17 protein-coding genes and 1 pseudogene are annotated in these 14,577 nt (G+C 42.0%); 6 read left to right on the forward strand and 12 right to left on the reverse strand.

The window, feature by feature from the left end; genetic code table 11:
- The 6 genes and pseudogenes from F459_RS24285 to F459_RS0115720 all read left to right on the forward strand — a co-directional run.
- Positions 1–258: pseudogene (locus F459_RS24285) on the forward strand (hypothetical protein); the annotation flags it as partial.
- 46 nt (positions 259–304) lie between these two features.
- Complete coding sequence (locus tag F459_RS24700; RefSeq protein ID WP_081623748.1) at positions 305–487, forward strand: integrase core domain-containing protein; 183 nt, start codon at positions 305–307, stop codon at positions 485–487.
- Positions 488–748: 261 nt separating this feature from the next.
- A complete protein-coding gene (locus F459_RS0115705) occupies positions 749–1,003 on the forward strand; it encodes a type II toxin-antitoxin system Phd/YefM family antitoxin (protein ID WP_026295064.1) in 255 nt (84 codons plus the stop codon).
- On the forward strand, positions 1,000–1,254 hold the full coding sequence (locus F459_RS0115710) for a Txe/YoeB family addiction module toxin (RefSeq protein WP_020613668.1): 255 nt from the start codon (positions 1,000–1,002) through the stop codon (positions 1,252–1,254). Before F459_RS0115705 ends, F459_RS0115710 begins: the two co-directional genes overlap by 4 nt.
- Positions 1,255–1,314: 60 nt before the next feature.
- On the forward strand, positions 1,315–1,749 hold the full coding sequence (locus tag F459_RS0115715) for a GNAT family N-acetyltransferase (protein ID WP_020613669.1): 435 nt from the start codon (positions 1,315–1,317) through the stop codon (positions 1,747–1,749).
- Positions 1,750–1,820: 71 nt separating this feature from the next.
- On the forward strand, positions 1,821–2,606 hold the full coding sequence (locus F459_RS0115720) for an N-formylglutamate amidohydrolase (RefSeq protein ID WP_020613670.1): 786 nt from the start codon (positions 1,821–1,823) through the stop codon (positions 2,604–2,606).
- Positions 2,607–2,732: 126 nt separating this feature from the next.
- Here F459_RS0115720 and F459_RS0115725 read toward each other — a convergent pair whose 3' ends face one another.
- The 12 genes from F459_RS0115725 to F459_RS0115785 all read right to left on the reverse strand — a co-directional run bounded on the left by F459_RS0115725 (position 2,733) and on the right by F459_RS0115785 (position 14,568).
- The gene (locus F459_RS0115725; RefSeq protein WP_020613671.1) at positions 2,733–3,080 is read right to left on the reverse strand and encodes a TIGR04076 family protein; all 348 of its coding nucleotides are present in this window, start codon (positions 3,078–3,080) and stop codon (positions 2,733–2,735) included.
- A 431-nt stretch (positions 3,081–3,511) separates the two neighbouring features.
- Positions 3,512–4,570: a [citrate (pro-3S)-lyase] ligase gene (gene citC, locus F459_RS0115735; protein WP_020613673.1), complete on the reverse strand. Its 1,059-nt coding sequence runs from the start codon at positions 4,568–4,570 to the stop codon at positions 3,512–3,514.
- Positions 4,571–4,580: 10 nt separating this feature from the next.
- Positions 4,581–5,477, reverse strand: coding sequence for a triphosphoribosyl-dephospho-CoA synthase CitG (citG, locus tag F459_RS0115740; RefSeq protein ID WP_026295065.1), 897 nt, complete (start codon positions 5,475–5,477; stop codon positions 4,581–4,583).
- Complete coding sequence (citX, locus tag F459_RS0115745) at positions 5,440–6,036, reverse strand: citrate lyase holo-[acyl-carrier protein] synthase (protein ID WP_020613675.1); 597 nt, start codon at positions 6,034–6,036, stop codon at positions 5,440–5,442. The genes citG and citX overlap by 38 nt, the downstream gene beginning before the upstream one ends.
- Positions 6,026–7,582, reverse strand: coding sequence for a citrate lyase subunit alpha (gene citF / locus F459_RS0115750; RefSeq protein WP_020613676.1), 1,557 nt, complete (start codon positions 7,580–7,582; stop codon positions 6,026–6,028). The genes citX and citF overlap by 11 nt, the downstream gene beginning before the upstream one ends.
- A gap of 10 nt (positions 7,583–7,592) precedes the next feature.
- A complete protein-coding gene (gene citE / locus F459_RS0115755; RefSeq protein WP_026295066.1) occupies positions 7,593–8,471 on the reverse strand; it encodes a citrate (pro-3S)-lyase subunit beta in 879 nt (292 codons plus the stop codon).
- Positions 8,472–8,473: 2 nt separating this feature from the next.
- Positions 8,474–8,764 (reverse strand): citrate lyase acyl carrier protein, encoded by a 291-nt coding sequence (gene citD / locus F459_RS0115760; RefSeq protein WP_020613678.1) that lies wholly within the window; start codon positions 8,762–8,764, stop codon positions 8,474–8,476.
- Positions 8,765–8,773: 9 nt separating this feature from the next.
- A complete protein-coding gene (locus tag F459_RS0115765; RefSeq protein ID WP_020613679.1) occupies positions 8,774–9,580 on the reverse strand; it encodes an alpha/beta hydrolase in 807 nt (268 codons plus the stop codon).
- A gap of 155 nt (positions 9,581–9,735) precedes the next feature.
- Positions 9,736–10,767: a LacI family DNA-binding transcriptional regulator gene (locus F459_RS0115770; protein WP_020613680.1), complete on the reverse strand. Its 1,032-nt coding sequence runs from the start codon at positions 10,765–10,767 to the stop codon at positions 9,736–9,738.
- A 27-nt stretch (positions 10,768–10,794) separates the two neighbouring features.
- Positions 10,795–12,633 carry a CocE/NonD family hydrolase gene (locus F459_RS0115775; RefSeq protein WP_020613681.1) on the reverse strand — a complete coding sequence of 613 codons (1,839 nt, stop codon included), beginning with the start codon at positions 12,631–12,633 and terminating at the stop codon, positions 10,795–10,797.
- 11 nt (positions 12,634–12,644) lie between these two features.
- Entirely contained in the window at positions 12,645–13,610 is a 966-nt protein-coding gene (locus F459_RS0115780; protein ID WP_020613682.1) for an ABC transporter ATP-binding protein, read from the reverse strand.
- Entirely contained in the window at positions 13,603–14,568 is a 966-nt protein-coding gene (locus F459_RS0115785) for an ABC transporter ATP-binding protein (RefSeq protein WP_020613683.1), read from the reverse strand. The genes F459_RS0115780 and F459_RS0115785 overlap by 8 nt, the downstream gene beginning before the upstream one ends.
- Between the last annotated feature and the right edge of the window lie 9 nt (positions 14,569–14,577).

Below are 14,577 nucleotides of genomic sequence, written 5' to 3' on the forward strand. Positions count from 1 at the left end.
AATTATCACCATCTGCATTCAGCGCTCGGATACATCACCCCCAATGAGAAAAGAACCGGCAAGGATTCCGAGCTGTTCAAGCGGAGAAACGCCACGATGGAAGCTGCTCGAAACTCTCATGCTGAACGATGGGGAAAGCGATCCGTCAGGAAGTGGACGCCATCTAATGTGGTGGTTCTGAATCCTGGTAAAAACTATGAAGGACAATCCTCTACCGAAGGTAAAAAATCTTCACAAAATATTTCAAAGAGCGCGTAATCTATGTTGACATAAAGCGCGAATAACTAAGTTTGCTGTGTGGCTGATGGAGTTAGGGATCCAGCCAGTGTATCGTGATCCAGCACCACCGCAACAGAATGGTCGTCATGAACGGATACATCGAGAATTGAAAGCAGCGGCCTGTAATCGGGCAGGAAAGAACCTGCAGGCACAACAAAGGAAGATGAATGAGTTTATGAGAGAATACAAACAAGGATATAGGTCTTGAAGAGATTATGAACAGCTTGCCAAGAAGCACCGAAAGTCACTAAACAAGCTCGCCAAGTAATATGAATTTTCGCTTTCTGACACTCGAGGAAGTGCAAGAGATTCATAGAAGTGAGATTGCAGCAGCTGTTTGTGTTTCTGGGGTCAGAGATATAGATAGACTAAAGTCTGCCATTGGAGCAGCACAAGCTACATTTGATGGCAAGCTCTTAATGGGTACGTTTGACTCGACGTACGTTAAATTGCACAATATATTGTACTTATGGATGTGATTAATTATACAGATTTACGAAGGAATTTGAAGGCTCGGATGGATAAAGTTTATCATGATCACGCGCCCCTAATAGTTACCCGTAAAGATAATGAAAATGTAGTACTGATTTCTTTAGAGGATTATAATAGTTTAACAGAAACACAGTACTTGCTTTCTTCAAAAAATAATGCTGAACATTTGGCGAAATCATTACACTCAGCCCGCGAAGGAAAAAGCTTTTCGAAAGAGCTGATTGAAGAATGAATTGGCTATTCACACCCGAATCATGGGAAGATTATCTTTATTGGCAAAAAAATGATAAAAAGTTGTTACGTCGAATAAATGAATTAATAAAGGATATCCAAAGAAATCCTTTTGAAGGGATGGGTAAAACCGAGCCTTTGAAATATCAGCTTCAGGGTTGTTGGTCCCGGAGAATAGATCAAGCGCATAGATTAATTTACGAAATGGAAAACGAATTGATAAAGATAATTGCTTGTCGTTTTCACTATTAGAAGAGGTTAAGTCATAACAGCAGAAGCTATGTGAAATAAATAACAAAAGAAAGGCATGAAATGAGTAAAATACTTTTCAGAGAAGCAAGACATGATGACCTCGACAATATATGGCGGATGATCTGTGAGTTAGAGAACTATGAATTGAATAGATCAACTTTTTCTAAGTTATTCTCCAGCAATATTGAAAATTCTAATGTATTTTATTTAGTTGCTGAAGATGAAAATGTTGTCATTGGTTTTGCAAGTTTGCATATACAGCAGCTACTTCATCACAATGGAAAAGTTGGTGAGATTCAGGAATTGTATATTAACAACAATAAACGCGGTAAAGGCTACGGCGGATTAATTCTTGATACTTTGAAAGGAATTGCACATGAAAAGGGTTGCATATTACTTGAAGTGTCATGCAATGTCAAAAGGAAGAAAACACACTCATTCTATGAAAAAGAAGGAATGGTGAAATCTCATTATAAGTTTACATATAAGTTATAACGGAAGATGAATACGAAAACATAGAATCTTATCCAGGAGCTAATTGACTCGTAAGATTGGGGTGAATAAAAATGGAACACTATACTATAGTAAACGAAAATACACATCTGTTTCCGGTGGTGATTGAGATACCCCACAGCGGCACCTTTGTCCCCGAAGACATTCGTAACAGTTTTCTTGATAATGCATGTCTCTCAAATACAGATTGGTTTTTACCCGAGCTGTACGACTTTCTTCCCGCAATGGGCTGCACGGCTATCATCAACCAGCTGAGCCGTTATGTGGTGGACATGAATCGGCCGGCCTCGAGTGCAAAAACGGGTGATTACCGTAAAACCGTGGTCTATCAGGAAAATACCCAAGGCAGTCCCTTATACCCTTCGCCGCTGGATGAAAATGAAATTAGCCGCCGGGTAAGCCAATTTTATGATCCTTACCATCAGGCGCTTGAAAAGCTGCTATGCAAAAAATTAAAGGTGTATCCGACGGTTCTCCTTTTGGACCTGCACAGCTTCTTCCTTAATTTTGCTGATGGCGGCAGCCAGGATGTTTATCTATCCAACCGACGTGGCTTTACGTCCTCTAAACAGACATTGCATGGACTGCATGAAAGCCTTTCAGCACAAGGCTACAGTGTGATAGATAATGCAAACTTGGGAGGATATATTATTAACCACTACCGTGAGCTTTTTGGTGAGCGGATCGAGAGCGTGATGATGGAGCTGCGCTATACAAAATATATTGCAGACCGCTATTTTGGAGAAGAAGAATTAACAGATAAAAACGAAATACTTTTCCAGTCGGCAAAGCAGAAACTCAAGGAAGCGTTTATACGATTACCCTATTTTCAGGGATAAATACGAAATAGCAAAGATTTTTTGACAATGTATGTCCACTGGCCTTTCTCATATGCTATCGCTTTTCCAAATGGGCGTCTCAAGTTTCTTGCTGGATTTTATGATCCACTGACCATAAAATCAAATTTACTCAAAAAATTTTCCTTTATAAAAATTCTCATTTCCGAGTTTCTTTGCACTCATCCTAAACATAACGCAACCGTCCGGGCATACAATTTCCTTGCTATATTTACTATTTCCACCGATGTTCTCTAAATCTCCACCACTTCTAACCGCCTCCATGATTGGAAACATCATCATCATTACTTTGGAGCAAATACCCTGCCCATCCTGATTTACAGGACAGCCATACGTACACGTATACGTATCTCCGATTTCCTCACCGTTTCGGCAATACCTTTCTGTGTGCTCACTTCGAAGAAAGCCTGTTACCTTGATCTCCCATTCATACTCCTCATCATACCATTTTTTCATGATCAGCCTCCGAAATACCATTTTATGTACTTTGAGAAAGAACCTCAAGCAGCGTATTATTCTGCTTCTTCCTTCATGTCCTCACATTCAGATTAATCGAGGCATTCATATAGGCGTAACGCTATTTTATCTGGTATGGCAGGACGGACAACAGTAGGAGCAACCATCAACGTTGGTATATATAGTCCTTGCCTTTTTTAGCGCATCATGGCAGCTCGAGTATTCTCCAATATACGTCCGATTTTCCGGTAGATGCATACAGTTTTGTGTATGAACTTCATGTTCGCCTGTGGGTTGAGCATTGTCATTTACATAATACTTTGACATAACTTACTCCTTTCTAATGTGGTTAAATATCGACACGTTGAATAAAATCCACTCAAGCTTTGATGTACATATTCCAATGAGATTTTACTCGTATAAGGCTCAGGTCACAATCTTTTTTTGTCATTTCTCGCTAATTGATGTTTTACAATAAATTCGTAGGTACTTGCAGGAACCAAAGGAAGAATGGCCTGAATGTTTCCGGCATGTATGTATTTCCTGACTAATGAGGCACTTATAGGTTTTCCGTTACAATGCTTCCGTTCGATTTCTATTACTTCGACTCCGGCCTTTTTCAAAGTTCGTTGTAATGCTGCATTATAGGCGTTTGTTACATGCGAGTAAGGTTCTGTTCCGAGGTATCTTTTCGAAATCCCGAGTGCCGGTACAAAAAAACGCATAAAGAGTGCAATGTCAAGTTTGCAATTAATCTGTTCGGCTTTGTCTATGTCGTCGAGAAAATAGCTGGGGAAGGTTGCAGGAGAAACCAAGTAGTCTTCCGTCTTATGAACCATGACATTGCGTAAAGAAGAAACACCTTCTTTCACCATTTCATATCGGTCTTTAGCACTGAATAAAGACTTCTCACTGGATACAACAAAGAGATGTACCAACGAGCACTCCTTACTTGCGCGTTCGATGAGGTATCGATGCCCATTGGTAAAGGGATTGCAATTCACCACTATTGAACCAACGGCACCCTCACATATTGCGCGTTCTTTTATAAACCGTTCGGTCGCACTTCGTAGAAAGTCAACATAGTCTTGTAATCCCTGCTTTCTGTTTTCCATAAACAGAACATCATCCGTCTGAAGTATGGGATAAAATCCGATATCGGCAAATACAGCCATATTCTTCGGGTTTGTAAATAAAAATAGATGTTCTTGCCCATTGGTATATGCATATGTGACCAGTTTACTAACGATATGCGATGCAATACCGTACTGTCGATACGAAGGATGTACTGCAAGATACTTAATGACATTCCCATCCACAGCTCCTGTCCCGATAATCAGACTGTGCGACAACAGGCAGATCATGAATTCCGCTGGCCCCTCATAATGAAGGCCGTTTTTATTTAGGAAATCCGACACTCTGCTTTCCCAATGAGGAGAAGCAAGGTAGCCGGAGAATTCCGTCATGTCGGCTATATCATTCGTATCCATAGAAACCCCATCATGGTCTATCGTAAAGAAGCAGTTTTGCCAGGAAAATCGTCAGGGCCAGCAGATCGGCACACCCACCACAGCTGATGTGTCGAGCAATGCAATATGCGTCAAGGCTTTGCACCGATTTCATGCCCTCCTGAGTAAAACAGCCTCCTATTGCAAGAATATCCTTCGCCATTGCATGTATCAATTCCAAGGTATTTCGATCCTGTCTCGCAAGAACATTGGAATCGTCTACCACTGCCATAAGATGTAAAAGCACTTGGACATTACAGAGATTTTGCTGATACCCCCGTGCCATGTAGGATACCATAAGAGGAAGAGCAACCTTCCTTACCGAGGGAAAACCTGTCATTGCTTCTCCCCGAACACCTTTCGAGCCGTCCTTCATATATACATTTTCACCATGGGTTCGGGGACATAGCGTTTTAAGTTCTAGTAATTCCGATTGAAGTATATGTTGCGTCATATCGATGCATGTTGAAAAGATGTGTGCGATATCGAAGTGTCTCCATTGTGCATGGACATATGCAGAGGCCGCAGACATGATGCCTAAAGAAAAGATTGCTCCCCGATGTGTATTGACCGAATTTGTGACCGATAACATGGCCTTTTCTGCCTCAATGCCGATAGGACGAATCGCCAGAAACAAATCTTCCAGGTTCCGGCGCCAATGATACCCGATGCTTACCATTTCCGTGAAATAGGGACTAAGGGCATTTGCACTGCGAACAAAGCACGCATAGTCCATGTCGGAATGCGAGCCGGAATTGTGTTGGTCAACCAATCCCGGTTTAGGGGTTGCCGATACTTCTTCTATAAGCGCTGCATGCGCGCTATACCCAATATATGAAATGATGTGCGACTTACTTGCTACCGGCGTTAAAGTCCCTGCTTGTCTCATTGAAGACTCCCTTCCCCTCCATCTGTAGATAGTTATTCAATGTTTCCTTTGTATAAGCGACCAGCTCTTCGACACTGTGGGTTCGATTTCTTCCGCAATTCTTTGCCGGCTCATGACAAAGAAAGCAACGCCGAGGCTTTGCGCCTATCTCTTCACGAGTGATGGCACGCAGGGAACTATCCATTACGTCAAAGTCGAACCATCTGCCTATTGGATGATCTTCTTCAAAGGTCATCAGCTTCCTTTTTACCGCCCATTGAGAAGCGGCTACGGGAAAGATGAAATAGCCCTCAGGGCCGGTGGAAAGCAGATACTCCTCGACTTCCGTAAGATCATGCTCCTTCATATAGATCAGCAAGGCTTCTATCCCGGAAAAAAAACAAGCGCTGATACATGGTGTATTTTTTACCGGCCCCGGAATATTCATCGTAAATGCAATTACGTTTGCGTTGTATGTTTCTACCAACCTTTGTTTCCTGGCAACCCGTCTCTCCCGGGCCTCAAGAACCGCCTCCAAGGAGGGGACGTCCCAATTATCACAAGCCTTCTCATGAGACATCAATCGAATCCTTGACCTGGTGAATCAAGTCAATTACCGAGCCGTCACGATAGGTAACGACCCCTACAATCTTGTCGGTATATTCGATTGGCTTCGATTTACCTATCAATTGTATGGCCTTACGTCGGAGATTCTCGATTGTGGTCAGTTCCATATTGGCCTTTGTTAATGCTTCGATCAAATCGTTCCTGCGGGGATTTACCGCCACTCCCTGATCGGTAACAACGACATCGATGGTTTTACCCGGCGTTACAATTGTGTTTACATGATCGACGATGGTTGCGATTCTTCCCCGTGTAAGGGGGCAGACAATAATCGACAAAGCGGCTCCGGCAGCGGTGTCACTATGTCCGCCGATTGCTCCTCTGATGACGCCGTCGGAACCTGTGAGAACATTTACATTGAAGTCAACATCTACTTCCAGGGCGGATAGAATAACCACATCGAGTTGATTGACTGCAGAGCCTACATTACCCGGGCTTGCATAATATGATGCGGATATTTGTTGGTGAAAGCGATTATTCTTTAAAGATCGTGCGGCGTCCAAATCAAAGGACTGGACATCAAGAATCTTTTTTATGAGCCCCTCTTCATGGAGTTTGACAATCTGACCAGTGATGCCGCCAAGTGCAAAACTGGCATGAATATCCCTTTTTACCATTTCTTCCCGCAGAAATCTGACCGTTGCAAGGGAGGCTCCTCCCGATCCCATCTGGATGGAAAAGCTTTCCCTCAGACGGCCGCTGCCGGTAATGACACTGGCAGCGGTTTCGGCAATCATCAGTTCCTTCGGATCTTTTGTATACCGGGTTGCCCCGCTCATGATGCCTGCTGGATCTCCTATGGCGTCGATCTTGACAACGTAATCCACATCGGACTGTGGAATACCCGAGGGAACGTTGGGAAAGGGAACAATATTGTCGGTAATAACCACTACTTTATCAGCATATTGGGCATCAGTCTTTGCATAGCCCAAAGAGCCGCAGACGATCCCGGTATCATTGTCACGGGAATATCCATTGGCATTGCCGAAAGGATCGCAGGAGGGGGCGCCTATGAAGGCAATGTCGATTTTTAAGGCACCGGTTTCGATGGCATAGGCACGCCCGCCGTGGGAACGAAAAACGACGGGGATATCCATCAGGCCGTTGGAAACGGCTTCCGCCAATTTTCCACGCATTCCACTGGTTTCGATGCGCTTGATTACTCCGCTTTTGATATGTTTTATCAATTGTTCATGGACATTCATCAAGGAGCTTGCGGCAAGTGTCAGGTCTTTAAATCCCATACCGGCTATGACATCCATTACTTTGTTCAACACGTAATCCCCATCCCGAAAATGATGATGAAAAGAAATAGTCATGCCGTTTTGAAGACCACTTTTTTCAATTGCCTCTTCAAGGCTCCTCAGGATCTTACTCTCAAATTGCTCCTTTTCCAGGAAGGACAATACATCCTTGTGAGCATGATCATCGGTGTATATGCCGTTGATTCCTTTCAGCTTTTCGATATTGGGAATGGCTTCCAGCCTGATATTCGTATCCATGATGTTTCTCCTATAATAAAACCTTGGCAGCCCTTGCAAGCGCTAAAACACGCTCGGCGCGCAGAACAACAGGTTTGTCGACCATTTTCCCATTAAGGGCAATAACTCCCGATCCTTTCTCGTTGGCCAGCCGTATTGCTTCCATAATATCCTGCGCTTTACGAATTTCCTCTTGTGTCGGTGTAAAAACCTTGATGATAGGCTCTATCTGGCGAGGATTGATTACCGACTTTCCATCGAAACCAAGCTGCTTGATCAACATGGTCTCCTTGATAAGTCCTTCTTCATTATTGACATCGGAATAAACGGTATCCAGTGCAGCAATGCCGGCGGCTCGGGCGGCATGTAAGATCATACTTCGAGCAAAAAAAAGTTCACTACCGTCGGGGCTTCTACTCGTCCTCATATCGGTAACATAATCCTCCGCCCCCAATGCTATTCCTATTAATCGTTTACTGGAAAGGGCAATTTCTCTTGCATTAAGTACTCCTACGGCACTTTCTATTGCGGCCATCATTCGGGTACTTTTACTACGGCCACATTCCTTTTCTATTCGGGAAATCTCTTTTTCACAGAATCGGATATCATCCGCTGTTTCCGTCTTTGGCAGACGAATAACATCGATACCGGCACGAACCATTGCTTCCAGGTCCGTGACACCCATAGATGTTCTCGGATCATTGATTCGTACAACAAGTTCCTTATTACCATAATCCACAGAAGTCAATGCATAGAAGAGCAAAGCCCGCGCAGCATCTTTTTCGGCGAGAGAAACCGAATCCTCAAGGTCGAACATGATGCTATCACATTTATAGATATATGCATCTTTTACCATTCCTGGATTATTTCCCGGGACGAACATCATGGTTCTTCTCAATCTATCGGCCATATCTACTTCTCCCATTGATAATCTATTGATTCACAGGCACGATAGAGGGCCGTTGTTGCTCTCGCCATGATGACACAATCCAGTGCCCCCTTATCGATTGCCTTGATGTCTGCATCTTTGACCCCAACTTTTCTAGCACTATCGAGGATAACCTCTTTGATTCGATCGCCAAATTGTTTCTTGACAGGGCTTTCAAGGGTGATATGAATTCCTTCCCCTTCGGGTTTATCCACCACAATCATAATATCACTCGATTCCATGGTGCCAGCAACAGCTTTTTTTACAATAGTCATATGACGCTCCTATATATCTTGAAAAATCCACCTAAGTGCATCAGGAAACCGTTTTCTCCATTCGGATTGGCTATGGACAGCATTCTGATAAACATTGTATTTCAAATTATCTTGATTAAGCCCTTGAGCTTCATAAAAACGCACGATGGTACTGCTTCCCTCAAGAAATTCTGAAGCCGTTGTCATCCTTCCATTTTCATTTGTCCCGACATCAAGGTATACATATTTGAGACTGTCGCAGCCAGAACAGTGATTCATTGTTTCCTGTAACTTATCCAACCAAATTGCTATTGCCGGACTAATAGCGATGATCCTATGAAAATATTCCTGAAAAGCTATCGAAGCATACACACTATTCAAACCGCCTGTGCTGTAACCGCATAGTGCAGTGAAATCCGGATCGGGATATGTCCGATAGGTTCTGTCAATATCAGGTTTAAGTATTTCAATTATCCACTGTAAATACTCTTTCCCACTACCTTTGATATAGGATTCAAATTTTTTTTCCTTTGGTACAACAAAACTTTTTGTATAAGGGGAATATAAAGCTGTTCGTTCACTTGCCACAGAGGGAGCTTCAATAGCAACGATGATTATCTGTGGTAGGAATTTTCCATAATCTTGGTAGTATTGGACAAATCGAAGGCTTTCCACAGCTCCAAATGTATGAGAGTCATAAAAAACGTCCTGTCCATCGTTCATATAGACCACGGGATATCTCTCATTATTATCAGTATATCCATCAGGCAAAAAAACCCGAACCATACGCTGATCATCCACCAAGCCCTCAGGATATTTCTTTTCAACTATCTTCACAGAAATCTTCCTCCGTATTTTATAATTTCATTGATATGTAGGTCATGAAATACAAAAATAAATCGTGTATTCTTATCCGATGTTTCGCTCCTTTTTTCGATAATTTCTGATAGAATCGCTCTTAGAAACGATCTATAGGGAAAGGAAAATCATTGTTAATAGACTTTATCACCATGAAATCTGCCGCAACTATTACGGATCATTAAACTTGACTTGCTGACAGTAGTAATCTCAAGCAATTTTTTTTTATCGATCAGAGAGAATAATGCCTCCGCGGCAAATCTGGCAATTTCAATACCCCGATTATCAATAGTCGTCATACCCAAAACTTCAGAAAAAATAGTCGAATCATGTCCCAATACTGAAACATCCTCAGGTATTTTTATATCTCTCTTCGTTAAAGCATTATAGGCACCAAACGCAAGCAAATCATTGAACCCGAAGATTGCGGAAAAAGGAATCTTCCGCGAAAGGAATTCATCTATGGCCCTTGTTGTGACATCAATATTGGTAGTCCCATAAATAGTCAGTTCTTCTCGGAATTGGAGTCCGGCCTCTTCAATTGCTTTTCTATATCCTTTCAACATTTCAAGTTGTGATGGGCTCCTTTCTCCGTTATACGTGCCCATCAACACAGCGATATTTTTATGTCCAAGGTTCAATAGATACTTGGTTCCAAGATAACCATTGTATTTATGGTCAACCAATACACTCACAGTGTTTTCAGGAATATTCTTTGTCGATCTATCTAAGACGACAATAGGATAGGACTTGGGAATTTGTAATAAACACTCGCCGGAATGCGGCGCACAAGGGAAAAAAACAATCCCTTGTGCGCCGCATTCGATCATGCTTTTGCATAATTTCGTCTCATTGACAACAGAATGGTTTGATTCACTGGTAATCACATTGAAATTATGCAAATCGGCAACCTCCATAACCCCCTTCACAAATGGGTAGATACCTATTGCAAGCATATTAGGAATAATCAAGCCAATCAGCTGTTTCTTGCCTTCCCGTTCTGGCATTTTTTTGTTCTCGAAGTAACCAATTTCTTGTAAAGCCTTCTCAACTGCTTGTCTGGTTCTATCATTCACACTGGAATTATTATTGATAACTCTTGAAACCGTCGTAATTGAGCATCCGACCATCCGAGCAACATCTGCAAGCCTTTTTTTCCTATCCATCCTTACCCCATTTTCTGTAACAACCAATTATAAACTGTTCACAATTGGCAAATCTACATAGGAAGCATGCTCTTTATCAAGATAAAGCCTATTCTTAGCTTTTAACATAACCTGCCCTTTTCCTTCGGGATCTCCAGTATTATGATTCACATCAAAATGAGGATAATTACTACTTGATACATCAATTCGAATCCGATGTCCTTTTTTAAACAGATTTGCGGTCGAAAAAGCTTCTACGAAAACCTCATAAATTTCTCCAGGAACCATAAGTTCGGGGTTCTCAAAAGAATTCCGATATCGCACTCTCATGATACCGTCGGTGATATTCATGGCAAATCCTTGCGGATAGCTTTCACTTATGGGATAGACATCTATGAGTTTAATAGTGAAATCGGTATCCTTACAGTCCGACGAAATCCATAACCTTGCCTTGATTGGTCCTGCGATAACTTTATCCTCATCAAGAATCGATGTTTGAAATACCACGATGTCATCCCTAGCCTCAAGCGGTAAATAGGGTTTTTTAGAACCAAAAAAACGATCACCTTCCTTTTGGTCATAGGCGCCACCGCGCATGATAGGCTCACCAGAAGTAATAGTCCCTCCAACAGACGGTACCGGATTTCTGGGATCAAAAATATATTCAATAAATGATTCAGAAAGAGTGCTCTTTTTATCCGACAAAGATCCATTTGCATGGAAATAGTACGGAACAAAGATAGTATTTGGCAAGGGCCAGCTGTCGGCAGAAAACCAATGTCCTCCATGGCTAATTGTGCCGTTGTCATTCTTTTTGCCTGAACCACCTCCCATAATAAAAATCTTTACTTTTTTCCCATCTTCTGGGAGAACATCCTTGCCTTTTAGAAATTTGTCAAACCAGGCCAACTTGAGTTCCTGATAAGAATTGGCATAACCGGTATGTATTAGTGCTTCTGCAGAAAAATCAACTTCGCCTGCTATAGTCATGGCCCTATTATTATGAGTCCAAGGGCCCATCATAAGATAAACGGGATTTTGGTGCCTTTTACTAAAAGCCTCATAGTTTTCAAGGATGGTCTTAACGTAAGGGTCATACCAACCGCTAATCAGAAAGATGGGCGTATCAATAAATCGATCATAGTATTCACTGGTATTAATTCCTAATTGTTTCCAATACGCTCCATACGTTCCTTTTTCCCAGAAGGAAAAAGCAATATCCTCATATTCTGGAAAATTTCGAAGCAAGGAATGCCCCCGTTTAAGAGGCATTCTATCCATCCAGGCAAAGATATCTTCGCTTTTCAACGATTCTGTAATTATAGGATCCTGTATCGCAGCAGGACTAACCTGGGCCTGAAGAAAAGCCCAGATCAACTGCTTCAGTTCAAATGCCCCACCTTGACGGATCCCGCTAAAATAAGCATTAGAGAAGCCTCCAGAATCGATAAACATGCAATCTATTCCCTCGGAAAGCAAGCACCCGAGAGCCATTGCAGCATGGGAAGTGTAAGAAAATCCCATAACACCAACCTTTCCGTTACACCAAGGCTGTTTTCTGATCCACTGAATAGTATATTGGCCATCAGAAGCTTCATTAAAGTATTTGATAAATACACCTTCAGAATCGTATCTGCCTCTGCAGTCCTGAAAGATTACTACATATCCATGCTTATTATAGAATGAAGCTATCTTTTGCCGAGAAGATGCTTGCCCATTTGGGTCATCTATATCATAGTCGTTTGCTTCCCTTTTTCCATATGGAGTTCGCTCGAGAATAACCGGATAGGATTCAGAATCTCCCTCTGGGAAATAGATATCCATCGCTAATTTGACATCATCCTTCATCGGAATCATGATATTGTTCATCACCTTATATTCTTTCATATAGATTCCCTCTACCTAATTTTTCTGCATGCAACAAAATGGTCTGGTCTCACTTCAATTAATTCAGGCATTTCCAGACATGATTCATCTCCATTCCAGCAACGATTTCTGAAGGCACAACCACGAGGAGGATTTACAGGACTAGGCACTTCTCCCTGAAGAATAATTCGCTTACTTGTATGTGTAGGGTCTGCAATGGGAATAGCAGAAAGCAAAGCTGTCACATAAGGATGCATCGGATTGGCATACAATTCATCACGTATGGCTATCTCGACAATTTTCCCCAGATACATGACAACTATTCGATCACAAATATAATCGACAACCGTCAGATTATGAGAAATGAACACCAGTGTTAAATTTAATTCCTTTTTTAGATCTATAAGCAAATTAAGAATTTGTGATTGAATCGAAACATCTAAAGCGGAAACGGCTTCATCACAGACCAGAATTTCTGGTTTCAAAATCAAAGCCTTAGCAATCATTATGCGCTGTCGTTGTCCTCCTGAAAACTCATGAGGATATCGCTTGCAGTGTTTCGTATTCAGTCCGACTCTGTCCATTACTTCATGAACTGCACACATCCGTTCTTTTCTATCCATGTGGGAATGAATAAGCAGGGGTTCTCCTATGATATCCCCGATATTCATTCTTGGATTGAGAGAAGAGAACGGGTCCTGAAAAACTATTTGGATCTTAGTTCTAAGGTGCATCTGCTCTTTCTTGGAAAGATCTGTGATATCCTCTCCGTCATAAAAGATTTTTCCTGATGTAGGCTTATAGAGATTCAGAATAATTTTTGCTAAAGTAGTCTTTCCACAACCAGATTCTCCCACAAGACCAAGGGATTCACCGCGTCGAATGCTTAAATTCACTCTATTAACAGCCTTGAGGTATTCGGACGAACATTTGAAAAGTCCTCCTTTTATGGCAAAAAATTTGGAAATGTCCTTAAGTTCCAAAATGGTATCATTCATCCATAGGCCTCCAACAGGCTACATAGTGATTGTTTGATTTCTTCAAATAGGGTCTTTCCTCAAGACATTTATCACATCCGTATTCACATCGAGGGAAAAAAGCACACCCCTTAGGCATATCCGATAAATCAGGAACCATCCCTTTGATGGTAGTAAGTCTGGCTCTCTTTCCTAGTGAAGGGATGGAGCTTAAGAGTCCCCTTGTGTAGGGATGCAACGGATTTTTAAATAACTCATTTACATTGGCCATCTCGATAATAACTCCGGCATACATAACGGCTACTCGTGAGCAACTTTCCGCAATGACACCAAGATCGTGAGTAATCATTAAGACGGAAGTACCAAACTGCATTTTGAGATTTTCCATAAGGTCTATGATCTGGGCCTGTATAGTGACATCAAGAGCCGTTGTAGGTTCATCAGCAATAAGGATTTCTGGCTGACATAAAAGGGCCATGGCTATCATAACTCGTTGTCTCAATCCCCCAGAAAGTTCATGTGGATATTCTTTCAAGCGCTTCCGTACATCGGACATACCGACTGTAGCAAGCATGTCGGCAGCAAGCTCTTCAGCTTCCGATCGTGTTTTGTTCATATGAAGATGTATTACTTCAATCAACTGGTTCCCGACGGTAAATACGGGATTCAAACTGGTCATGGGTTCCTGGAAAATCATTGAGATTTTATTGCCTCGGACAGCACGCATTTCTTTTTCCGAAAATTCCAGTAAATTTCTACCTCGAAACATAATACTACCGCCACAAATTTCTCCCGGTGGCGTTGGAATGAGCTGCATAACACTGAGAGCCGTAAGACTTTTTCCACAACCAGACTCCCCTACTAGCCCAAGCGTTTCTCCTTTCTCAATATGAAAAGTTATCCCCCGCAAGGCATGAAGACGTCGGGTTTCGGAAACAAAATCAACTTGCAAGTCTTGTATTTCTAGAACCTTATCCATTCCAAATTC

Source organism: Sediminispirochaeta bajacaliforniensis DSM 16054 (genome assembly GCF_000378205.1).
Classification (GTDB): domain Bacteria; phylum Spirochaetota; class Spirochaetia; order DSM-16054; family Sediminispirochaetaceae; genus Sediminispirochaeta; species Sediminispirochaeta bajacaliforniensis.

Excerpts from the sequence above, each read along its gene's own strand:
- F459_RS0115785 (WP_020613683.1), bottom strand. The coding sequence starts at position 14,568 with ATGGATAAGGTTCTAGAAATACAAGACTTGCAAGTTGATTTTGTTTCC.
- citX (WP_020613675.1), bottom strand. The coding sequence starts at position 6,036 with ATGTCTCATGAGAAGGCTTGTGATAATTGGGACGTCCCCTCCTTGGAG.
- citF (WP_020613676.1), bottom strand. The coding sequence starts at position 7,582 with ATGGATACGAATATCAGGCTGGAAGCCATTCCCAATATCGAAAAGCTG.
- F459_RS0115725 (WP_020613671.1), bottom strand. The coding sequence starts at position 3,080 with ATGAAAAAATGGTATGATGAGGAGTATGAATGGGAGATCAAGGTAACA.
- F459_RS24700 (WP_081623748.1), top strand. The coding sequence starts at position 305 with ATGGAGTTAGGGATCCAGCCAGTGTATCGTGATCCAGCACCACCGCAA.
- citG (WP_026295065.1), bottom strand. The coding sequence starts at position 5,477 with ATGAGACAAGCAGGGACTTTAACGCCGGTAGCAAGTAAGTCGCACATC.
- F459_RS0115720 (WP_020613670.1), top strand. The coding sequence starts at position 1,821 with ATGGAACACTATACTATAGTAAACGAAAATACACATCTGTTTCCGGTG.
- F459_RS0115775 (WP_020613681.1), bottom strand. The coding sequence starts at position 12,633 with ATGAAAGAATATAAGGTGATGAACAATATCATGATTCCGATGAAGGAT.
- citE (WP_026295066.1), bottom strand. The coding sequence starts at position 8,471 with ATGGCCGATAGATTGAGAAGAACCATGATGTTCGTCCCGGGAAATAAT.
- F459_RS0115710 (WP_020613668.1), top strand. The coding sequence starts at position 1,000 with ATGAATTGGCTATTCACACCCGAATCATGGGAAGATTATCTTTATTGG.
- F459_RS0115715 (WP_020613669.1), top strand. The coding sequence starts at position 1,315 with ATGAGTAAAATACTTTTCAGAGAAGCAAGACATGATGACCTCGACAAT.
- F459_RS0115705 (WP_026295064.1), top strand. The coding sequence starts at position 749 with ATGGATGTGATTAATTATACAGATTTACGAAGGAATTTGAAGGCTCGG.
- F459_RS0115780 (WP_020613682.1), bottom strand. The coding sequence starts at position 13,610 with ATGAATGATACCATTTTGGAACTTAAGGACATTTCCAAATTTTTTGCC.
- citD (WP_020613678.1), bottom strand. The coding sequence starts at position 8,764 with ATGACTATTGTAAAAAAAGCTGTTGCTGGCACCATGGAATCGAGTGAT.
- citC (WP_020613673.1), bottom strand. The coding sequence starts at position 4,570 with ATGGATACGAATGATATAGCCGACATGACGGAATTCTCCGGCTACCTT.
- F459_RS0115770 (WP_020613680.1), bottom strand. The coding sequence starts at position 10,767 with ATGGATAGGAAAAAAAGGCTTGCAGATGTTGCTCGGATGGTCGGATGC.